Origin of the sequence: Enterococcus sp. AZ188, assembly GCF_050544075.1 — a bacterium.
In the GTDB taxonomy this organism is placed as follows: Bacteria; Bacillota; Bacilli; order Lactobacillales; family Enterococcaceae; genus Enterococcus_D; species Enterococcus_D entomosocium.
Genome location: NZ_CP172943.1, coordinates 2,756,588 through 2,777,477, shown reverse-complemented (window position 1 = coordinate 2,777,477; position 20,890 = coordinate 2,756,588). Strand labels below are relative to the sequence as shown.

The 20,890-nt window shown below is 43.3% G+C and carries 19 protein-coding genes; 14 read left to right on the top strand and 5 right to left on the bottom strand.

What is annotated here, in order from left to right; genetic code table 11:
- Positions 1–5 precede the first annotated feature (5 nt).
- From IGI86_RS12850 to IGI86_RS12825, 6 genes are all read left to right on the top strand, one after another.
- A complete protein-coding gene (locus tag IGI86_RS12850; RefSeq protein WP_005234200.1) occupies positions 6–884 on the top strand; it encodes a carbohydrate ABC transporter permease in 879 nt (292 codons plus the stop codon).
- 86 nt (positions 885–970) lie between these two features.
- On the top strand, positions 971–3,181 hold the full coding sequence (locus IGI86_RS12845) for a helix-turn-helix transcriptional regulator (protein WP_008380767.1): 2,211 nt from the start codon (positions 971–973) through the stop codon (positions 3,179–3,181).
- Between the two features lie 193 nt (positions 3,182–3,374).
- Positions 3,375–6,047, top strand: coding sequence for a beta-galactosidase (locus IGI86_RS12840; RefSeq protein ID WP_086316498.1), 2,673 nt, complete (start codon positions 3,375–3,377; stop codon positions 6,045–6,047).
- Positions 6,019–6,858 carry a sugar phosphate isomerase/epimerase family protein gene (locus IGI86_RS12835; RefSeq protein WP_008380772.1) on the top strand — a complete coding sequence of 280 codons (840 nt, stop codon included), beginning with the start codon at positions 6,019–6,021 and terminating at the stop codon, positions 6,856–6,858. The genes IGI86_RS12840 and IGI86_RS12835 overlap by 29 nt, the downstream gene beginning before the upstream one ends.
- Positions 6,859–7,144: 286 nt before the next feature.
- Positions 7,145–8,128 carry a LacI family DNA-binding transcriptional regulator gene (locus IGI86_RS12830; RefSeq protein ID WP_223347119.1) on the top strand — a complete coding sequence of 328 codons (984 nt, stop codon included), beginning with the start codon at positions 7,145–7,147 and terminating at the stop codon, positions 8,126–8,128.
- Between the two features lie 273 nt (positions 8,129–8,401).
- On the top strand, positions 8,402–9,169 hold the full coding sequence (locus IGI86_RS12825) for a histidinol-phosphatase (protein WP_086316497.1): 768 nt from the start codon (positions 8,402–8,404) through the stop codon (positions 9,167–9,169).
- 68 nt (positions 9,170–9,237) lie between these two features.
- Here IGI86_RS12825 and add read toward each other — a convergent pair whose 3' ends face one another.
- The 4 genes from add to IGI86_RS12805 form a co-directional block, all read right to left on the bottom strand.
- On the bottom strand, positions 9,238–10,254 hold the full coding sequence (gene add / locus IGI86_RS12820; RefSeq protein WP_086316496.1) for an adenosine deaminase: 1,017 nt from the start codon (positions 10,252–10,254) through the stop codon (positions 9,238–9,240).
- Between the two features lie 152 nt (positions 10,255–10,406).
- Positions 10,407–11,513, bottom strand: a complete 1,107-nt coding sequence (gene ald, locus IGI86_RS12815) for an alanine dehydrogenase (RefSeq protein ID WP_016612688.1) — start codon at positions 11,511–11,513, stop codon at positions 10,407–10,409.
- A gap of 148 nt (positions 11,514–11,661) precedes the next feature.
- Entirely contained in the window at positions 11,662–12,384 is a 723-nt protein-coding gene (locus tag IGI86_RS12810; RefSeq protein WP_008380783.1) for a C39 family peptidase, read from the bottom strand.
- A gap of 100 nt (positions 12,385–12,484) precedes the next feature.
- Complete coding sequence (locus IGI86_RS12805) at positions 12,485–14,416, bottom strand: ABC-F family ATP-binding cassette domain-containing protein (protein ID WP_430617342.1); 1,932 nt, start codon at positions 14,414–14,416, stop codon at positions 12,485–12,487.
- A 217-nt stretch (positions 14,417–14,633) separates the two neighbouring features.
- Here IGI86_RS12805 and IGI86_RS12800 point away from each other — a divergent pair, with 217 nt between their 5' ends.
- Complete coding sequence (locus IGI86_RS12800; RefSeq protein ID WP_005228549.1) at positions 14,634–15,308, top strand: redox-sensing transcriptional repressor Rex; 675 nt, start codon at positions 14,634–14,636, stop codon at positions 15,306–15,308.
- Between the two features lie 92 nt (positions 15,309–15,400).
- On the opposite strand, the gene IGI86_RS12795 is transcribed toward IGI86_RS12800, so the two are convergent.
- Complete coding sequence (locus IGI86_RS12795) at positions 15,401–15,763, bottom strand: thioredoxin family protein (RefSeq protein ID WP_008380790.1); 363 nt, start codon at positions 15,761–15,763, stop codon at positions 15,401–15,403.
- Between the two features lie 220 nt (positions 15,764–15,983).
- Here IGI86_RS12795 and IGI86_RS12790 point away from each other — a divergent pair, with 220 nt between their 5' ends.
- From IGI86_RS12790 to IGI86_RS12760, 7 genes are all read left to right on the top strand, one after another.
- On the top strand, positions 15,984–16,931 hold the full coding sequence (locus IGI86_RS12790) for a permease (RefSeq protein ID WP_008380792.1): 948 nt from the start codon (positions 15,984–15,986) through the stop codon (positions 16,929–16,931).
- A gap of 3 nt (positions 16,932–16,934) precedes the next feature.
- Positions 16,935–17,765 (top strand): TIGR03943 family putative permease subunit, encoded by an 831-nt coding sequence (locus tag IGI86_RS12785; RefSeq protein ID WP_008380795.1) that lies wholly within the window; start codon positions 16,935–16,937, stop codon positions 17,763–17,765.
- Positions 17,766–17,910: 145 nt separating this feature from the next.
- Complete coding sequence (locus IGI86_RS12780; RefSeq protein ID WP_005228556.1) at positions 17,911–18,177, top strand: IreB family regulatory phosphoprotein; 267 nt, start codon at positions 17,911–17,913, stop codon at positions 18,175–18,177.
- A complete protein-coding gene (ruvX, locus tag IGI86_RS12775) occupies positions 18,177–18,608 on the top strand; it encodes a Holliday junction resolvase RuvX (RefSeq protein ID WP_005234242.1) in 432 nt (143 codons plus the stop codon). Before IGI86_RS12780 ends, ruvX begins: the two co-directional genes overlap by 1 nt.
- Before the next feature lie 22 nt (positions 18,609–18,630).
- Positions 18,631–18,948 carry a DUF1292 domain-containing protein gene (locus IGI86_RS12770; protein ID WP_005228559.1) on the top strand — a complete coding sequence of 106 codons (318 nt, stop codon included), beginning with the start codon at positions 18,631–18,633 and terminating at the stop codon, positions 18,946–18,948.
- A 106-nt stretch (positions 18,949–19,054) separates the two neighbouring features.
- Positions 19,055–19,477, top strand: coding sequence for an NUDIX hydrolase (locus IGI86_RS12765; protein ID WP_008380800.1), 423 nt, complete (start codon positions 19,055–19,057; stop codon positions 19,475–19,477).
- A gap of 145 nt (positions 19,478–19,622) precedes the next feature.
- Positions 19,623–20,726, top strand: coding sequence for an alpha-hydroxy-acid oxidizing protein (locus tag IGI86_RS12760; protein WP_008380802.1), 1,104 nt, complete (start codon positions 19,623–19,625; stop codon positions 20,724–20,726).
- Positions 20,727–20,890 lie beyond the last annotated feature (164 nt).

Below are 20,890 nucleotides of genomic sequence, written 5' to 3'. Positions count from 1 at the left end.
AAAAGATGGATACTTTACACAATACGAAGGCAGGGAAAATATTTGACATTTTTAATGCACTATTTTTGGCATTGATTGGGTTATTCATGGTGATTCCTTTTATTTATGTGATCGCAGGTTCATTTGCTACGGAGTTAGAATTGACCACACGTTCGTTTTTCTTATGGCCAAATGAGATCAGTCTCGACTCCTATCGCTTTATTTTTTCAACCAACACCTTTATCCGTAGTTTGCTTGTAACGGTCGGCGTTACCATCGTTGGCACGCTGGTGCAGCTTTTCTGTACCTTCACCTTTGCCTATCCTTTATCACGCAAGCACCTAAAAGGACGGAACACCTTGTTGAATCTCGTGATTTTTGCAATGCTCTTTTCAGGTGGGATGATCCCAACGTTTATCGTGGTGAAAAATTTAGGACTGATCAATTCTTATTGGGCATTGATTTTGCCAATCGCGATCAATCCCTTCAACTTAATGATCATCAAAAACTTTTTCCAAGAAATGCCGATCGAGTTGGAAGAATCCGCCAAGATGGACGGCTGTACGGAACTAGGGATCTTATGGAAAATCATTTTGCCTTTATCAAAACCAGTGATCGCGACCTTCACCCTTTTTTACGCCGTTGGTATCTGGAACGACTTCATGAGTGGATTGCTCTATATCAACGATTCAGCAAAATGGCCGATTCAGTTATTGTTAAGACAGATCACGATGGCCTCCAGTGGTGCCAATGCGTTAGCAAGTATGGACCCAAACTATGTGCCGCCTGAACAAGGAATCAAATTTGCAGTCATCATTGTGGCGACTTTACCAATTTTGATCTTCTATCCGTTTTTGCAAAAACATTTTGCCAAAGGAATGCTGATTGGATCCGTCAAAGGATGATACACTTCAATAGTTGTGGATAGGTTGTCATGCGTTTTTTCGCATGACAATTTGTTACATAAAATCTATTACAAGGGTGTTTGGGAATGAAGTACTTTAAAACAGGCGGTTTTCATCGAAAACTGCAGCTAGCCAGTCTATGGATCGTCGTGCCGCTATTAGCCGTTGCAATCTTTTTGCATGCCTATTTGATCGGACCATTACAACGATCGTATCAAGAACTAAACAATCGCCAAGTCGAAGGAATCGTTAGTAACATCAACCAACAGTTCTCGCAGCTGGAAGTGACTTTAAGCGTTTGGGGGCAATCGTTTCAAAGGCGCTACCAAGAAGATTTATTGGAAACGACGAATTATCAGACGTTGATCCAGCTGTCGGAAGAATTGTTTTACTTAACCAATAGCTCCAATTATGTCAATCGAATCGGTATTTATTCGCTCGGAGAGGCGCCCTTTGGGATTGAAAGTGGCGGCACGTATGAATTAACGCTCGAGCAAACCAAAACAGCATTTGAACGCTATCGGATCGATAATGGTAGGCAGTATCAGTGGAAGATCATTGAAGAAGAGGATGAATTGATTTTTGTACAAAACATTGATAGCCAAGGCGAAGATCAGCCTAAAATTTTTTTAGTTGCAACGATCGACGAGCAATCATTGTTAAAGTATTTTTATGATACTCAAATTGAAAATGGACTCGCAGCGATTTCCTTTAATCATGAGAGTTTTCGTTTTATTGGCGATCAGAACTTAGCGAATGTTATCCAACCGCTGAGTGAGGAGCATCAAGGAACCTGGGTCGAATCGATCAATGGCAATGATTATAGCATGATCGCCGTAAACAGTACGCGACTCAACCAAATATGGACGTTTTATACCGTCGTTCCCTTAGCATTGATTACCGAGCCAGTCACTCATTTGGCTAGAGTGCTGATCGTCGTAAGCATTCTTTTTATTGCTTGTGTGGCAGTCATGAGTCTCTTTTTGGCAAAAAAACAATACCAACCTTTTGAAAAAACGATGGATCAGCTCTTTGGTAATACCCAATGGAAAAAAGAAAACGATCTGGAGTTTTTGGTGGACCGTTGGCAACAATTAAGTCGGGAAAAAGGATTGTTGCAAAATCAGGCGGAACGCTTTCAAGATTCGCTGAAGCGACAAGTGATCCAACATTTGATGGAAGGGTATTATGGCTATTTATCGGAGGAAGAATCGCAACAATTACTGCAGCAAAAAAACTGGTGCTTAAGTGACCAAGGGTATCGCCTGTTTTATTTCCAACTCAATGATCTATTAAGCAATCAAGCAAATTCACAAGATGAAACCCACATTTTGTTTGCCTTAGAAAACATTATAGCGGATGTCACAGCCATGTTTTTCCCTGAATCAACCATTGTTTCTTCAAATGAAGGACGGATTTTGGTTTTTGTGGTCAATCAAGAGCAGCTACTGACAGATTACTTCACGATGATCACCAAGCAAATCAATTTGATCGTCTGCCGTTATGTCACCATCGTTAGTTCGCAACAAGAAACAGAGATTCGCAAGTTGCCTGAAGTTGCCCAACGTCTCAAAAAGCAAATCCATCTGCAACGGTTGATTCCCGAAAATCAAGTGCTTCAAGGAGAGAAAATGCGCCCGCTGCCGAAGTATTCTCTTTCGCAAGAAAATTTGATTTTAACAGCGCTGAAAAGTGGCTATCATGAAGAATTGCAACGAAGTGTCCAGCGGTTTTTAGAACAGGTCGTGGCAGAAAACAATCAACAGGCTGCGGTGATCTATGTGGTCAATCGACTGTACGATCAAGTCGATTACCTTTTAAATGAAAATGGGGTCTCACGAACGGATTATGTATCGAAAACGGTTGTGTTAGAGCGAATCGAACGACTTTTGGACATCAATCAGATCCAAGCCTTTTTGTACCATCATTTCTTAAAACCCGTCTCCATCCTCTGGCAAGAAAATGTCGCTAATTCTTATAGTGAAATGATCCAAAAAGTAGCGGAGTACATCCAATCTGATTTTCGCAATGAACAAATTTCGTTAGAATACGTTGCGGATCGTTTCGAAGTAGACCCAATCTTTTTGAGTAAGGAGTTCAAGCGTGCCAAGCAGGTCAACTTTATTGATTATTTAACCAATGTTCGCATCGTAGAAGCAAAACGGCAGTTGCTCGAAACTGATCACCAAATCAATGAAATTGCAGAAAACCTTGGGTATAATCCCAGTTACTTCAATCGTTTATTTAAAAAGTGCACGGGAATGACCCCAGGACAATATCGAAAAGGTCAGAGCTGATCACTGTTGGTTGCTGCGGAAAAGCTCGTATTTTCGCAGCTTTTGCTCTGATTTTTCCATGTTTTCGTCAGCAAATGTTTTGTATAATAGAAAAGAAAGCGATTTCTAATGCAGCTTATGTTCAGCAAGAAAACCAGTGGACTTGTCGAAGTTGTTGGAAATCTGATAGTAAATAGATGGAGGAAGAAAAGAAATGAAAATCGTTCTAGGCGGAGATTCAACCGTGGCGGATTATCCCCTTGATCAACAGCCAATGATGGGCTGGGGACAAGCTTTACCAAGCTATCTGTCCCCAGAAGTAGACGTACACAATTTTGCGAAAAACGGCAGTACGACTCGTTCGTTTATCGAAGAAGGGTTGTTTAAGCAACTCCTGCAAGAAGTCGAACCGAATACAGTCGTCCTACTGCAATTTGGACATAATGACCAAAAAGAGAAAAATCATGTCACGATGGAGGCGTACATTGCTCATTTGACAGACATGATCCGTCAAATCAAAGAAAAAGCAGGAATTCCTATCCTGTGTACACCTGTTGAACGACGTGTAGGGGAAGAGGGACGACTGGCGCATACGTTGTCAGCATTTTTACCTGTCTTAAGAGAACTTAGTCGAACGGAAGAAGTGGATTTGTTTGATTTAAATCGCTATACCTATCATTATTATGACACATTAGGACTAGAAGCTTCCAAAGCGCTCTTTGTTTGGTTAGCACCGGATGAGCACCCCAATTATCCTGCAGGTCTCGCAGATGATACCCACTTTTCAAAGGTCGGGGCGCATATGATCGCTCGCTATGTAGCGATTCGTTTACAGGCGTTTTTCCATGAGCAACCACTGTTTCCTGATATTTATTACGGCGCCTGCATGTATCCAGAAGTCTGGTCGGAAGAAATCATGCAAAGTGATAGTCAAACGATGAAAACGTTGGGCATGAATTTTGCTAGAATTGGGGAATTCATGTGGCGTGACTTGGAGCCTCAACCTGGAGAATATGATTTTGCGTTGTTGGAACGTGCGCTAGAACAGTACCAAGCAAATGGCATCGATGTTTGCTTATGTATTCCAACGCCAACTCCGCCCCGCTGGTTTACAAAACAGTACCCAGAAGCTTTAATCACTAATCAAGATGGGACGAAGATGCATCATGGCTCAAGACAGCATGTCTGTACCAACAACGAGGACTTTCGCCGCTATGCCTATCGTTTGACGAGAAAAATCGCTGAGATTGCCGAAAAACATGAAAATGTCGTTATGTTGCAATTGGACAATGAGTTTAAATGTCATGTCGATCTATGTTACTGTACGACGTGCCAAACGCGTTGGCATACGTATTTAAAAGACAACTATCAATCCGTGACCAACCTCAACGAGTGTTGGGGCACGAAGGTGTGGAGTGAGTGGTATGACGCATTTGAGGATGTCGTCTTGCCACTAACGACCCCGTTTTTGCATAATTCTTCCCTGATGAATGCCTTTCGCCGCTTTACCACCGATACGTTGAATGAGTTTGCGCATGATCTTTGTCATTTTATCCGAATGGAGACCGCGTTACCCATTACCCATAACTCCGCTTTTGGGTTTAACTTGCAAAATGATGAGCTATTTGCTGATTTAGATATTGCCGGTTTTGATACGTATGCACCGGCAGACAACTATCCAGCGTATACCATGAACTTGGATCGTTGGCGGAATGTCAAACCGCGCAACAAGGAAATGTTATTGTTAGAAACTTGTACCGCCAATGCCGGTCATATTGAAAACTATGCGGCACCTCGTCCTCATGGGTTTGTCACAAGTGAAGCGTTCATTGGCTATGCTGGTCATTTGAAATCCTTCTGTTTTTGGCATTTTCGTGGACATCGCTATGGTGTGGAGCAACCCCATAGCGCCGTGTTAACTGCTTGGGGAGAGCCAGATCGTGGGTATGAAGAGGTAGTTCGGATTGGCGAACTAAGACAACAGATCGCACCACTTTTAGCGGAAACGAAGTATGTATCTGCAAAAATAGCCATCATCTACTCGGACTACTCGAAACGCTTTTACACGATCGATCATGGGGGTATTTATGATTATCGCAGCCTGTTTACCGAATTTTACGGCAGTCTGATTCGCCAAGGGATTCGTGTAGAAATCATTCAAGAAAATAGTCCGTTAGAAGAGTATGATGTTGTTCTTGCCCCATTTGTTCGTTGGATCAGTCCTACCTTGCTGAAAAAATTTGCCGCCTTTACTGAAGCAGGAGGCAAGCTGATTTTAGGCCCGATGACGGGGGATCGGACAAAAGAGCTAGCGTGGCCAGCGACGAATGGCTTAGATCGTTTAGGAGAATGGCTCGGGTTTGACCAAATCCAGCAGTTTACGGTGAAAGGACTGACTTATCAGCTAACCTATGACGGCCTAAAAGAACCTTTGGATCATTTGGTCACAGTTTTTCATTGCCCAGAAGATTGGGAAACGATCGGACGAGGGAATGACCAAACGCTACTAGCTAAGAAACAACTGGCTCAAGGAGAGATCATCTATTTAGGTGCGCTACCTAGCAATTTACCAGACAGTTTGATATGGCAGTCGTTTTGTCACAAAGAACTTTTCCCTTATGAATCAGAGCGCCTGTTGATCAAATGTTCGGAAGGTGTGATGAAGTATCGCCGAGAGTCAGCGACCCATGTCCAACTCTGGATCAGTAACTTAGGGATGACGACAGCTGACTTTACCTTACATCTCCCCGGTTTCGAACGCTTATCAGGTGAAGCGCTGGCGCGGGGTAACCATAGGCTAGAACCTTATGAAAATTTGATTATTGAATGGGAAAAAACAGTAGAAAGCGAGGAGTCAGATGATTCATTTAGCCATCCGAGGGCATGACCTCTCAGGAGAATATACACCCAAGCAGCTAGCACAAGCGGTAGGAGCAAAGAAAATAAGAAACGTTCAGTTTGCCTTGAATGCGTCTTTTCCAGACCTAAGTGCTCCTGAAAAAATGAGTCCAGGTATGGGGACCTTCTTCAAGAATGAATTCCAAGAACAAGGCGTTCAAATCGCTTTGTTAAGTTGTTATAGTAACTTGATTCATCCCGAACCAGAGGAACGAGAGAAAATCTTACAGAAATTTGAGCGCTACTTATTCCATGCCCGTTATTTTGGTGCCAGCATGGTGGCTTCAGAAACAGGCTCAGTCATTGCCGCGCTGGGATATAGCGAAGAGAATTTTTCGGATGAGGTTTTTGAAGACTTGATCCATGTGATCCAGCGACTCGTTCGAGTAGGAGAAAAACATAAAACCATGGTAGGGATCGAAGCAGGAATGAATCATCCGTTGTATTCGAATCAGCGCATCGCCGAGCTGATTGAACGTGTTCCTTCTGATTATCTAGGGATCATTTACGATCCAACGAATTTGATCACCGCAAAAACGGCTGCTGATCAAGTTGCATTGGTAGAAGAAGCGTTTACTCTTTTTGGCGAGAAAATCGTCTGCTTGCACCTAAAGGATTTTCAACTCTCGAGAGAAGAAGTGATCCCTGTCCCGTTAGGTGAAGGACAAATACGGTATCCAGAAATTTTACAGCTTCTGATCAAACACAAGCCATACTGTTACGTGGTGTTAGAAGAAACAAAAGACGCTGGGATCGATCGTGCGGTGGCGTTGATTGAAGGCTTAGATTTAAAAAATTAGCTGGGTGCTTGTGTAAATGATTGTTTAAGAGAACACGGGAGTGATTTTCTTGTTTTCTTCAAAGACGCTGACATTAATGCAAACTTTTATCTAGCATAGAAAAGTTGTTTATGGTGAGATTTCATCTAAACAGCTTTTTTATTTTCATAAAAATAGAAAATGTAAGGTAAGGTTTGCTATTATAGAATAAAAAGAAAGCGTTTTGGAATGTTGCATTCGGATAATAGATCAAATGGAAAAGGATTTAATATTTACGAGACATGTAAAAGAGAGAAAGGAGGGACCAATGGCAAACATGCAAGACGTGGCAAAACTTGCCAATGTATCTGTGACCACCGTCTCACGAGTGATCAATAACAGAAAATATGTCAATGAAGAAACAAAGCAGATTGTGCTAGAAGCAATTCAAACACTTGATTATGTACCAAATGAATTAGCACGGTCCTTTTATTACAATTCCTCAAAGATGATCGGCTTGCTGATCTATGATTTGAAAAATGATTTTTATAATCAATTTATTACCCGAATCGAGTCGCAACTGATTGAGAAAGGCTATAGTTTGATGATTGGTACCACACAAGGAAATCCTGAAAGAGAAGCCTATTTTTTGAACTTGTTTCTCGCAAATAATATTGATGGGTTGATCTTATGTACCAATCTTTGTACGCAAGGTCCATTGTTGCAAAAGGTTCTCAAATTACCTCTAGTGAGTGTGGGTAGAGTCCTTAGCGATGAAGTATCCTCCGTTTCTGCGGATAATACCTCAGGTGGACAGTTGGCAGCACAGATCTTAATCCAAAATCGTTGTCGCGAGATCCTCTTCGTTAATGGACCAAAGACATTACATTCCGTTCAAGAAAAATCAGCTGGTTTTTATCAAGTGATGGACCAATACCCAGAGATCCATGTTCACGAGGTCATACTCGATTTTGTAAATGTCACGCAAACTTCCTTTGATCAACTTTTTCGTCAATGGCCTTCTATCGATGGCATTTTTGCGGCAAGTGATTTTTTGGCAGCCTGCGCTTTACGTTCCCTTCATTCACTGGATAAAAAGGTTGGTGAAGCGATTCAAGTGATTGGTTATGAAAACACCAATGTTTGTCTTTGTACTAACCCTTTGCTTTCGTCCATCGCACGACCTTTAGAGGAGATGGTGGATTGGACGACCCAGCTACTTTTTCAAGAGGTACAAGGAGACAAAACCGCACCAAGACACGTCCTCTTGAAAAATTCATTTGTCCCAAGAGAAACGACTCAATGGAAGTGATGGGAAAAGAAGCAACCGCTTGCAGCTTTCTTTTGATTGTCTTGGGATAGCCGCAATTCTATAATGAAATGGACTGGAATAAATCCAGACTGATGAAGTTGCTAAGTGATAGGTGTTGATAGCTAGTACTATTTTTTCGAAAAAATGGTTCCGTTTACAAAAGATTCTGTAAAATAGCGAACGGTTTGAAGGATAACGCCTCAAGAAGAGTGTACCTAAAATGCGATCACAAAAACAAATTAACCTAAATGTAATAAGAAGGAGTGAATAACCATGTGGAAAGCAAACTATCATACCCACACAACTCGATGCAAACATGCACGGGATTCTGATGAAGACTATGTGATCAAAGCCATCCAAGCTGGCTTTAAGGAAATCGGCTTCGCTGATCATTGTCCCTGGCCCTTTGAGGATGGGTATGTCTCGCCCATGCGGATGGATGTTGCGCAATTGGAAGATTACGTTTCATCGGTGAAAAGCTTACGGGAAAAATATCAAGGACAAATCGATGTGAAATTAGGATTAGAGTGTGAATATTTTGAAACAATGATTCCTTGGCTAGTTGCAGAGAAAGAAAGGCTGTCGATCGACTATTTGATTTTTGGCAATCACTTTCCTGAAATCGAAAGCAATCACTATTACGACCATACACCCGGGGATTCGGTAAAAGCGATCAAAGATTATCTCCGTGTTTCTTTACAAGGGATCGAATCAGAAATTTTTGCTTATATGGCACACCCAGATGTGTTTATGCGGGGCTATAAAACCTTCGATTCCCATTGCGAAGAAGTTGCTTACCGTTTATGCGAAAAAGCCAAAGAGTATCAGCTGCCATTGGAGTATAATTTGGCGGGCTATACGAATGGTGGCTATCCGCATCCTGAATTTTGGAAGATCGCTAAGGAAGTCGGCTGCTCTTGTATTATTGGGATCGATGCCCACGAGAGTGCGGCTTTCACAAATACAGAAATTTACGAAAGAGCTCTTTTAGAAATCGATGCCTTAGGATTAACAAGGATCGATCGGCTCTTCTTTGCGTGAAGGAAAGAAAGTTGATTGTTTTGGAAATAAACATGGACGCCAGTGGGGATCACTAGCGTCCATGTTTATTAGAATTGCCATTCTTGAATTTTTTTCAAGAGTACCGCTTTGTCGGCAGCTTCCGCAAAGGAATGCTGAGCGGCAGTTTCGTTTATGAAGCGCATCTCTGATTCGGACATGTCGCAATGATGAGCCATTTGCAGGTATTCATTGGTCAATGTCGTATTTGAGACCGTTCGGTTATCGGTGTTCAAACAAAAAGGGACCTTGGCTTCCAGCCATTCTCTTAATGGGTATGCCGAGTATGTGGGAATCGCACGAGTATGAACATTGCTGGTAGGACAGCCTTCGATACAGCGCTTTTGTTCTCGAACAAACGCTTGAGCAGTGTGATCTCCTTTTAAGGCGATGCCGTGGCCAATCCGCTGCGCACCGCTTTCGATGGCTTGATAAATGTTTTGCACACAGCCGCATTCGCCTGCATGTAAGGTCAGCTGGACACTTTGGTTCTTGAGGAACACTTGATAGCTGGCAGCTAAATCAGGGACGTACCCGTCTTCTTCTGGACCTGCTAGATCAATACCGACTACTTTTTCATCGGTAAGAGCGATCGCTTCATCAAAAATCGCCGTAATAGCTGGTAGGTCTTCTTGACGCATCCCAATGACCAAAACATTGCCTTTGATTGGGTAGCGTTTTTCTGCTCGTGCGATGCCTTCGATCACGGCTTGGATGGTCTGGCTGCAAGTGAGTCCTTTGTCCATCGATAAGCTGGGGGCAAAGCGGATCTCAATATAAGCGACCCCATCTTGAGCGGCTTGTTCCATCACGTCATAGGCAGCAGCTGCTAAAGCTTCTTGTGTTTGCAAATACGGCCGAACGAAATCAAAGCAGCGAAGATAATCCCTCAGGTCATGACAATCTTTGGGGGCTTGCATCTGTGCTTTCACAGCTTCGATGTCTTGAGCGATGGGAAGCTCTTGCTGATTGGCGATGGCGATCAATGTTTCTGGACGAATGGAACCGTCGAGATGGCAATGAAGTTCTACTTTGGGAAATGCTTGGATTTGTTGTTGAGTAAGCACAGTGTTCCTCCTGTCTAGGTCGAATTTTTTTTAAGTATGAATATAGCATACTTCCAAAGCCCATGCTACCCAAAAAAGGAAATTCTCATAGAAAGCAAACCAGCAGCCGCGAATTACTTGTGCGGCTGCTGGTTTTATTGTGGGAGAGTGGCTCAAATCAACTCCGATAGATCGGTAAAAGGCAATGACAGATCATGAGCGGCTTCTTTTGAAGTAAATGCGCCCTCATAGGCGATGACCCCTTTGGCAAGGGCCTCGTTTTCTCGCAACGCTGCTAAAGGGTCTTTCGCTAGCTGCTGGGCATACGGTAATGTGGCAATGCTCAATGCGATGGTTGCCGTTTGCGGCACAGCACCCGGCATATTCGCCACTGCATAGTGAATGACTTCTTCCCGGATATAGGTTGGCTCGTCGTGGGTGGTGACTTTGTCTTCGGTCTCGAAAATTCCGCCTTGGTCAATGGCAATATCGACGATCACGGATTTTTCAGGCATCTGTTTCACCATGTCGCGGGTCACTAAGCACGGGGCTTTTTGTCCTGGCAATAAAACGGCTCCTACCACCAAGTCTGCGGATTGGATCGTTCGCTCGATATTCAAACGATTGGAATACAAAGTTTGGACTTGACCAGAAAATTGTCGATCCAGCTCTTGTAAGCGTGGGATTGAAACGTCTAAAATTGTCACTTGTGCGCCTAGACCTACGGCGACTCTCGCGGCATTCTCGCCGGCAACGCCACCACCAATGATCGTTACCCGACCTTGACGGACGCCGGGAACACCCGAAAGCAGGATCCCTTTTCCGCCATAAATTTTTTCGAGAAATTGCGCGCCAATTTGAACAGACATTCTTCCAGCGATCTCACTCATGGGAGACAGTAAAGGCAGGGTGCCGTTCGCCAGTTGGACGTTCTCATAAGCAACAGCGATCACTTTGCTGTCGATCAACGCTTGAGCAAGCTGTTGATTGGCGGCTACGTGGAAATAGGTGAATAAAACCAGTCCCTCATGCAAAAAGGGGTATTCTTCTGGTAAAGGTTCTTTGACTTTCATAACCAATTCAGAGGCCCAAACCTCTTCAACGGTAGCAATCGTAGCGCCGACTTCCTGATACGCTTGATCAGAAAAGGTTGATCCTGCACCAGCGCCTTGTTCAACGAAGACTTCGTGTCCGTCTTGGACTAACTCATAGACTCCGGAGGGCGGCAATGCCACACGATTTTCATTGTTCTTGATTTCTTTGGGGATACCGATTTTCATAGACTTCACACCTTTCTTTCTTCCATTATAATAGAAAGCGGATTCCCAAGGGGAGAAAAAAGGGTTTTTTTATTAAAAAAGTAAGATCCAGTTGCTGCTTTCGGGACGACAAAGAAAAAAGCCCCACAATGGGACTTTTTTCGAACAATCAGCTGAAGGTCCAAAAGCGTAAGCTTTGATCAGCGATTTCATCTAGTGTGTAGTAAGTAGCGTAGTGGGATTTTTCCGGATCATCATTGGGATCTAAGACAAACACTTGATCGCCCATCATTCCACCTAAGACCATGATATGGCCGCCATCTGTAAATTCCCCTGGGGTCATAGAAACGATGACGGGATGATTTTGTTGCAAGTAGGCTTCAACGCTAGCTAGGTCAGTACTAAGATCATAATAGTTGTAGCCGTTTGCATCGGCAAAGTCAGAAAAAATCCGCCAGTCCGTTCCTTGGCCGTCAACGTAATAATGATCTCCTGCCCAATCAAGGACTTCCGGTGGCGTAATGTAATAGCCTTCAAGATAGGATTGAACCATCGCAAGAGAAGCGATCGCACAGCCGTTTTCTGCTAAGGTTTGGCTGCCGTCATTGCCATAGGATCTATCGGCCCATTCTTCGTTCGTCTGCAGGAAAATCGGTGTTGTGATGTCCATTTCCCCTAAGTAAGCATTGATATCTTCACTAAAAATAGCTTGAGAGTAAATATATTCGTCGTCATAACTCTCATCATAGGCAACGACGGTGTGCACGTGTTCGGACAACTCTCCGTACAACACGTGATGAGAGATTCGATTGAACCCTATCCAAATCAACACCAATCCTGCTAAAACAATCATTGGCCGACGCTTTCGATAAACATCTGTCTGTTTTTGCATTTTTCCCTCCTTGTTTTACGAATCGTACGTATTCATCCTGTTCTTTTAAGTAAAACAAAGGAGGGGGAGCTTGTCATCGGCCTACAGACCGATTCCACGATCAACTTTCAAATGCCTCTAGTTCTAAGCTAGTATGTTCCCATGCTTCTAATAGGGCTTCTTGTTCAGTGCGGGCTTGTTCTAACGCTTGATTCAACGCGGTCAATTTTACATGATCATTCAACGCTTCTGGTGCGGTCATGTCTTGTTCCAGTTGCTGGATCATTTCTTCTATCGTGGCAAGCTCTTCTTCGATTTGGGCGACTTTTCGCTGTAAGGTTCTAACGGCTTTTTGCTGTTCTTTGCTTTGGACAAAGTTTTGCTTGCCCGCTGAGATGGTGGTTTCGGTTGTTTTTGCTTCCAACATTGCTGCGATCTCAGCTTCTTCTTGTTTCTTTTCTAAATAATAATCGTAATCGCCTAGATAGAGCTTGCTGCCGTTTTCAGACAGTTCCACGACCTTGGTGGCGATTCGATTGATAAAGTAGCGGTCATGAGATACGAAGAACAACGTGCCTTCATAATCGATCAGGGCATTTTCTAAGACTTCTTTGCTGTCGATGTCTAAATGGTTGGTTGGCTCATCCAAAATCAAGAAATTGTCATGGTCCATGGCTAATTTTGCCAAAGCGACACGGGCTTTTTCGCCACCGCTTAACAGCGTGATCGGCTTTTCAACATCTTCTCCCGAAAATAAGAAGCTGCCTAATATATTGCGAATCTCGACTTCAGGTGTGGTACTGTGGTCATCCCAAAGCTCATGGAGGATCGTTTTTGTTGAGTGCAGATCGGATTGAGTTTGGTCATAGTACCCGATTGAAACATTGGCGCCAAAATGCACCTTTCCTTGAATAAAGTGGATTTTATGAATCAGCGATTTCAGTAAGGTTGACTTGCCGATCCCATTCGGCCCCACTAAAGCGATCGCATCTTTGCGACGAACATCTAAGTCGATGGGCGCCGATAAAACTTCTTCTTCAGAATAACCGATAGCGGCATTTTCTACTTGCATCACAACATTTCCTGAAGGTTTTTCAATGGAAAAAAGGAAGTGGGCGGATTTTTCATCTCCTTGCGGGCGATCCAACCGGTCCATTTTCTCTAATTGCTTACGGCGACTTTGCGCGCGTTTGGTGGTAGAGGCACGGACAAGGTTGCGGGCAACAAAGTCTTCCAGTTTATTGATTTCTTCTTGCTGCTTTTCAAAGGCTTTCCATTCGCTTTGCAGCTGTTCAGCTTTCAAGGTCAAATAGCGGCTGTAATTGCCTTTGTAGTGGCGCATTTTTTGCCGACTCAGTTCGTAGACTTCGTTGACAACTTTGTCTAAGAAGTAACGGTCATGGGAAACGATCAGCAACGCACCGGCATATCCTTGTAGATAGTTTTCCAACCAAGATAACGTTTCGATGTCTAAATGGTTGGTCGGCTCATCGAGGATCAAGATATCAGGTTTTTGCAGCAGCATTTTTGCTAATGCCAAGCGGGTTTTTTGACCACCGGAAAGGGTATCGATCGGCTGTGTGTAAAAAGAAGGATCAAACTGAAAACCGTGCAAGACGGAGCGAATTTCATTTTCATAGCCATAGCCGTTTTTTTCTGCAAATTCATGTTGCAATTGATCGTATTCTTTCAGAAGATTGCCAGAGTCAGCAGCAGGATCTGCTTCGGAGATGGCGATCTCTAAGGTACGCATGCGCTGCTCCATCTGTCGAACCGTTGCAAAAGCTCCTAGCATTTCTTCCCAAACGGTGGCCTGACTAGCAAGTCCGGTATCTTGAGCTAAGTAGCCCATCGTAGCGGTCTTGTTTTTAGCGATCGTTCCTTTATCAGGACTTTCGAGTCCAGCAATAATTTTCAGCAGCGTTGATTTACCAGCACCGTTGCGCCCAACAAGCGCGATTCGGGAATTGCTGGCAATCTCTAATTGGATATTTTCAAATAAAACCTCGGCTCCGAAAAGACGGGCGATTTGGTTGGCTTGTAATAAAATCATGTGTATGTCATTCCTATCTTTAAGAAACTTGTCTGTATCAAGGTTACAATACTACAAGTCTATCATATTTTAGGGGAAACGGCGATTGGGAAAAAGTTTGATTTTACCATTATAAAATTTATATTTCAAATTATGAGCATTCAAATTGATTTTTGAACAATGTATTTGTTATGATAGCTTCATCACAAGTGAATTTTTCACAATGGGGGAGTATTCTTTGAAAGATCATCAAATTCCAAAGGCAACAGCGAAGCGATTGCCTTTATATTATCGTTACTTGCGTATTTTGCACCAAGCTGGCAAATTAAAAGTTTCTTCGACCGAACTAAGTGAAGCTGTTCAAGTTGATAGTGCGACGATCCGCCGCGACTTTTCCTACTTTGGTGAATTAGGAAAACGCGGCTATGGCTATGACGTTGAAAGCTTGATGCAGTTCTTTGCGAAGACATTGAACGAAGACCACATGACGAATGTAGCTTTAGTCGGTGTCGGAAACTTGGGGAGCGCCTTGTTGAAATACAAATTTCACCAAAGCAACAGCATTCGGATCAGTGCTGCATTTGATGTCAATGAAGATCTAGTTGGTCGAATCGTAGATGGTGTGCCGGTCTATCCAATGGATGACATGAAGGAACAAGTGAAGATCCAGCAGATCGATGTGGCTATTTTGACGGTTCCCGCACAACATTCACAAGATTTAGTGAACGAGCTTGTGAAAGCTGGCATTAAAGGAATCTTGAACTTTACACCTGCACGGATCACTGCACCAAAAGGCGTGCTGATTCAAAACGTTGACTTAACCAATGAATTGCAAACATTGATTTATTTCTTGCATTCAGGCAACGTCTTGTCCCATGAAGAACCAGTAGAAGAACCATCACTAAGCGAATAATCGCATCACATAAATAGGAACCAGCAAAACAGCTGCCAGATCGTAGTATATACAAGGATCTGACAGCTGTTTTTTGCTTTCATTCACTGAACTTACTCGTCTAACTGGTCAAAAAGTGATTCGTAAGAATCTTGCTCTTCAACGCTTGTGAGTGCTTCTTGATACCGCAAGATTTGTTGAGTCAAACGTGTGAAATCGATGATGCGGGCTTCGCGATGCACTTCTTTCCCATTTGCGAACAAGAGGACGACGGGAACCGTCAAGACCGAAAATAAACTGGCTGCTTCTGGCTCTGTCAGCGTGTTGATGGTAAATAGTGGGAGTTGTTGGGTTTGTGCCAGTGTTTGGATGCGTGGTTTGTCCGCAACACAAATACTGCAATTTGGTTGAGAGAGATAGAGTAGTGCCAACGGATGTTGGGCGAGCCTCTCTTGGATCGGTTGATTTTTTTGCATAAGTCATTCCTCCATGGAAAATGTACGCTGTTCTTGAGGAAAAGTCAAAATATCTGATAGTTGCTGATCATTTAGGTGAACAAGAAGGATTTAAAGATAAGGAAAATCTAAAGCAACGATTAAAAAAACAGACTGCTTTAAAAAAAACGTTGTATAAAAAAAGGAAAAAACGTATAGTAATTCCAGCGTTTCGAATTTATTGATAAAGAAGGTTAAAGTTATGTTTCAGGCATTACCGAATTCTGTCCTGCAAATGAGTGTTATTTTTTTATCTATCGTCATTGAAGCCTTGCCCTTTGTCCTATTGGGCTGCTTGATATCAGGTGCTTTACAAGTCTTCTTGACGCCAGAAAGAGTCACGAGACTCTTACCAAAAAACAAATTGGCATCGATCACTGTTGGTTGTGGCCTGGGGGTCTTTTTTCCTTCCTGCGAGTGTGGGATCGTACCGATCGTTAATCAGTTCGTAAAAAAAGAAGTGCCAGTGTATACGGCGTTTGCCTTTATGCTGACTGCACCGATCATCAATCCTATCGTGATTTTTTCGACATTCATTGCCTTTGGAAATTCCGCGAAGTTCGCCTTTTTGCGTGTACTGGGCAGCTTATTGGTCGCAATGGTCGTGGGGATCTGGCTGGCGTATTTTAACAAACAAGAGGTCTTAAAAACACGGCTTGCCAATCAATTAAGTGGCGGGAATGAGCAAGTAGCTCACCCACACCATCATGGGCATGATCACGCCCACCATCAAACAGAAAAGACCAGTCATCCGCTTCTTCGGCAGATTCGTCATTTGCTACAGCATAGTTTGGATGAGTTTTTCGATACTGGGCGTTATTTGATCATTGGTGCGTTGATCGCCTCAGCGATGCAGACCTATCTGCCAACTGGCTTGATGCTGACATTAGGCTCCACGAAGCTGTTAGCGGTTTTCGTCATGCTGCTGTTGGCACTGACATTATCCCTATGTTCCGAAGCAGATGCCTTTATCGGCTCTTCGTTGTTGAGTTTATTCGGCACTGGACCAGTCGTCGGTTTCCTGGTTTTTGGTCCAATGGTAGATATTAAAAACCTGTTGATGATGAAGCGGTACTTTTCGGGGCGTTTTATCGCTTCTCTGGTTGGTTTAGTCGCAATCGTCGTTTCAATTTATGCATGGGTGGTGTAAAGAATGATTCGTTTTTTGATCTTATCAGGCTATTTTGAATTAATGATGTATTTGCAAGTGACGGGCAAACTCAATCAGTTTATCAACATTCATTATCGCTATCTCGCTATTTTATCTATGATCATTTCTTTATTGTTGGCTTTGGTCCAGCTGTACTTTTGGGTCAAACAAGAGCCCGAGCATCATCATGACGACGAGCACCAGCATGGATTAGAGAAAAAATACCAACGAGTGATTGCGTATTTTCTATTAGCCTTACCGATCATCGTGGGTCTCTTTTTTCCCACCGTTAGCTTGGATACGACGATCGTTGAAGCAAAAGGGTTTAATTTCCCCCTAAGTGAAGAATCTGTGGGGGATCCAGAAATGACGACCCAATATCTGAAACCCGATACAAGTCTTTATTTTAACAAAGAAGATTATGACACTCAGATGGATGCAGCCTTGGCACGTTACGCCAAAGATGAGACGATTGCGGTAACGGAAGAAAATTACTTGGAAGTCATGGAGTTGATCTATACGTACCCGAGTGAATTCATTGGTAAGAAAATCACCTATGATGGATTTGTGTACCATGCAGATCAAGATGATGCCAATGAAATCTTTTTGTTTCGTTTTGGCATTATCCATTGTGTGGCTGATTCAGGCGTTTTCGGTTTACGGGTGGAATTGCCGCAGCAAGCGACTGCAGAAAATAACCAGTGGCTCCACGTGGAAGGGACGATCCAATCGAAGTACTATCAACCCTTCAAACGAGACTTGCCGATGGTGGTAGCAGACCAAGAGAAGACGATTGAAGCACCAGAAAACCAGTATGTCTATCGCGCTTTCTAGCTTTTTTTAAGAAAGTTCATAGAAACATCATAAACCTTTGTTATAATGAAGAAAATCTAAGCATATGTTTGTAGTTTTATCAAACGTTTAGTACAATATAGTAGGAACATATGCTAAAATCTATACAAAAGAGAGGTGTCGTGAAATGGGTTTTACAGATGAAACAGTTCGCTTTGATTTTGATGATAGCCGTAAAAAAGAAGTCAGCGAAACATTAGCTATCGTCTACCGAGCATTAGAGGAAAAAGGATACAATCCGATCAATCAAATCGTCGGTTATCTCCTTTCTGGCGACCCGGCTTACATTCCTCGTTATCGGGATGCCCGGAATTTGATTCGTCGTCACGAACGGGATGAGATCATGGAAGTTCTGATCCGTTATTATTTAGGCAATCACGGGATCAACCTATAATGAGAATCATGGGATTGGATGTTGGTTCGCGGACAGTCGGCGTGGCGGTCAGTGACCCAATGGGCTGGACAGCACAAGGGATCGAGATCATTCGCATCAATGAAGATGAAGGCAATTTCGGTTATGATCGACTTGCTGAATTGGTGAAAGAATATGAAGTCTCACGTTTTGTGGTAGGACTACCTAAAAATATGAATAATACGATCGGACCTAGAGCGGAAGCTTCTATGGCTTACGGCGCAGCGATCGAACAGCAATTCGGTTTGCCGGTCGTTTACCAAGACGAACGTCTGACGACCGTTCAAGCAGAACGAATGCTGGTAGAACAGGCGAATACATCGCGTGCCAAACGAAAAAAAGTGATTGATAAATTAGCAGCAGTCATGATTTTGCAGAATTATTTAGATGGTGCTGGGAAACAGCTGTTTTAATTTACAGAAAAGAGGAAAATAAATGTCAGAACATACACACGATCATAACCACGATCACGATCATGAAGGACATGAACACATTACTTTGATCGATGACCAAGGAAATGAAACCTTATACGAAATTCTATTAACGGTTGACGGTACGGAAGAATTCGGCCGCAACTACGTCTTGCTTTATCCAGCAGGCGTACCGGAAGAAGAAGACGTTGAATTACAAGCGTACGCTTATATTGAAAACGAAGACGGTTCTGAAGGTGAATTAGAACAGATCGAAACAGAAGCAGAATGGGATATGATTGAAGAAGTCTTCAACACATTCATGGCGGAAGAAGAAGAATAACAAGCTGCAAGTGCTGATCCTTTCCATAAGGGATCAGCACTTTTTTTGATTTTTAACGACTGTTTATTATAGAAGCAAGCCTGCTTTTTTGAAAGGAATGAGTAAAATGAATCACGTAACGATTTTTGAGCTTGAAAAGATCGCAGAAGAGCAGCTAGTTTTTGCGGTGATCATCAGCAAGTATCAAGAAAAGCTCGTCTATGTCAAACACAAAGAACGAGACACATTAGAAATACCCGGAGGTAAGCGAGAATCAGGAGAAAGCATCACAGCGTGTGCCGCCCGTGAACTAAAGGAAGAACCAGGAGCCAAGCACTTTACTCTAGAGCCGTTATTTATCTATGGGGTAGAAAAAGACGGGGAGACCGATTACGGCTTGGTGTTCGAAGCCCAGATCACGGACTTGGAGGATGAGTTGACCTCAGAGATCGAAGCAATCTATGTAAGGGCAAAGCCGCCTGTCAGTTGGACATATCCAACGATTCAGCCGTTGTTATTGGCAGAATATCTTAAACGAACAAAACAATAATTCAGCTAGTTCAAATGGAGGGCTGTCTTGAGTGGAAAAGTAAAGTAAGCCTATTTGACAGGAGTGAGCGAATGAGTTGCGTGATCCTACAATCAGGCGTAGGATAAAAATGTAAACGTTATCTTATCGGAGAGTAGGGAAAGGCATGGAAAAAATCTATCAAGCAAGTACAGCAGAAGGAGCAATTGATTTTATCAATATGCGCGATTTGGAGATCGCCGCAGAGGAAGTGATTCCTAAAGGTGGGTATGGCTATATCAGCAGTGGTGCGGGGGATATTTTTACCTATCAAGAAAATGAACGCGCCTTCAATCACAAATTGATCATTCCTCATGTCTTAAAGGACATTGAATTACCGGACACAACGTTGTCCTTTGGCGGTGACACGTTGTCAGCGCCAATCATTATGGCGCCTGTGGCTGCCCACGGCTTAGCAAATGTTGCGGCAGAGCAAGCGTCAGCCAAAGGTGTGTCACGTTTTGGCACGATCTATACGGCGAGTTCGTATGCCTCTTGTACGTTGGAAGAAATCCGAGCGGCTGGAGGTCAAGAAGCGCCGCAGTGGTTCCAGTTTTATATGAGTAAAGACGATGGTATTAACAAAGACATCTTGGCGATGGCAAAACGCAATGGCGCCAAAGCGATCGTTTTGACCGCAGATGCAACCGTGGGGGGCAATCGAGAAACGGATCGCCGCAATGGCTTCACCTTTCCGTTGGCAATGCCGATCGTTCAGGCTTATCAATCAGGGATCGGACAAACGATGGATGCCGTTTACGGCTCCTCAAAACAAAAATTAAGTCCTCAGGATGTCGCTTTTATCGCCAAAGAATCTGATTTGCCGGTTTATGTCAAAGGGGTGCAATCAGAAGAAGATGTGGAACGAGCATTAGGGGCAGGTGCACAAGGGATTTGGGTCTCAAATCACGGGGGACGCCAATTGGATGGTGGTCCAGCTTCCTTTGATTCCTTGCAGATCGTGGCTGAAGCAGTAGCAGGTCGGGCGCCGATCGTCTTTGATAGCGGGGTACGGCGAGGACAACATGTCTTTAAAGCGATTGCTTGCGGAGCAGATCTGGTGGCAATCGGTCGACCAGTGATTTATGGGTTGGCTCTAGGTGGTGCCACCGGTGTTCAACAAGTCTTTGATTTCTTCAAAAAAGAATTGGAGATGGTCATGCAGCTTGCGGGGACGCAAACGGTGGCAGATATCAAAAAAGCCGTCTTACGGGACAATCATTATTTATAAGCAATCCCTCAAAAAGCACTCGAGTCGTTGACTCAGGTGCTTTTTTCAATGATCCTTTCTGATCCTGAAGAGCAGAGCCAACAGTTCTTTTTGCCGTAAAAAGTGTATATGATTTTGAAACAATTGCAAAATCCGCTACACTTAAAAGAGACCAATAAACTAAA

Coding starts and splice junctions, on each gene's coding strand:
- IGI86_RS12850 (WP_005234200.1), top strand. CDS start 6: ATGGATACTTTACACAATACGAAGGCAGGGAAAATATTTGACATTTTT.
- IGI86_RS12845 (WP_008380767.1), top strand. CDS start 971: ATGAAGTACTTTAAAACAGGCGGTTTTCATCGAAAACTGCAGCTAGCC.
- IGI86_RS12840 (WP_086316498.1), top strand. CDS start 3,375: ATGAAAATCGTTCTAGGCGGAGATTCAACCGTGGCGGATTATCCCCTT.
- IGI86_RS12835 (WP_008380772.1), top strand. CDS start 6,019: ATGATTCATTTAGCCATCCGAGGGCATGACCTCTCAGGAGAATATACA.
- IGI86_RS12830 (WP_223347119.1), top strand. CDS start 7,145: ATGGCAAACATGCAAGACGTGGCAAAACTTGCCAATGTATCTGTGACC.
- IGI86_RS12825 (WP_086316497.1), top strand. CDS start 8,402: ATGTGGAAAGCAAACTATCATACCCACACAACTCGATGCAAACATGCA.
- ald (WP_016612688.1), bottom strand. CDS start 11,513: ATGAAAATCGGTATCCCCAAAGAAATCAAGAACAATGAAAATCGTGTG.
- IGI86_RS12810 (WP_008380783.1), bottom strand. CDS start 12,384: ATGCAAAAACAGACAGATGTTTATCGAAAGCGTCGGCCAATGATTGTT.
- IGI86_RS12805 (WP_430617342.1), bottom strand. CDS start 14,416: ATGATTTTATTACAAGCCAACCAAATCGCCCGTCTTTTCGGAGCCGAG.
- IGI86_RS12795 (WP_008380790.1), bottom strand. CDS start 15,763: ATGCAAAAAAATCAACCGATCCAAGAGAGGCTCGCCCAACATCCGTTG.
- IGI86_RS12790 (WP_008380792.1), top strand. CDS start 15,984: ATGTTTCAGGCATTACCGAATTCTGTCCTGCAAATGAGTGTTATTTTT.
- IGI86_RS12785 (WP_008380795.1), top strand. CDS start 16,935: ATGATTCGTTTTTTGATCTTATCAGGCTATTTTGAATTAATGATGTAT.
- IGI86_RS12780 (WP_005228556.1), top strand. CDS start 17,911: ATGGGTTTTACAGATGAAACAGTTCGCTTTGATTTTGATGATAGCCGT.
- ruvX (WP_005234242.1), top strand. CDS start 18,177: ATGAGAATCATGGGATTGGATGTTGGTTCGCGGACAGTCGGCGTGGCG.
- IGI86_RS12770 (WP_005228559.1), top strand. CDS start 18,631: ATGTCAGAACATACACACGATCATAACCACGATCACGATCATGAAGGA.
- IGI86_RS12765 (WP_008380800.1), top strand. CDS start 19,055: ATGAATCACGTAACGATTTTTGAGCTTGAAAAGATCGCAGAAGAGCAG.
- IGI86_RS12760 (WP_008380802.1), top strand. CDS start 19,623: ATGGAAAAAATCTATCAAGCAAGTACAGCAGAAGGAGCAATTGATTTT.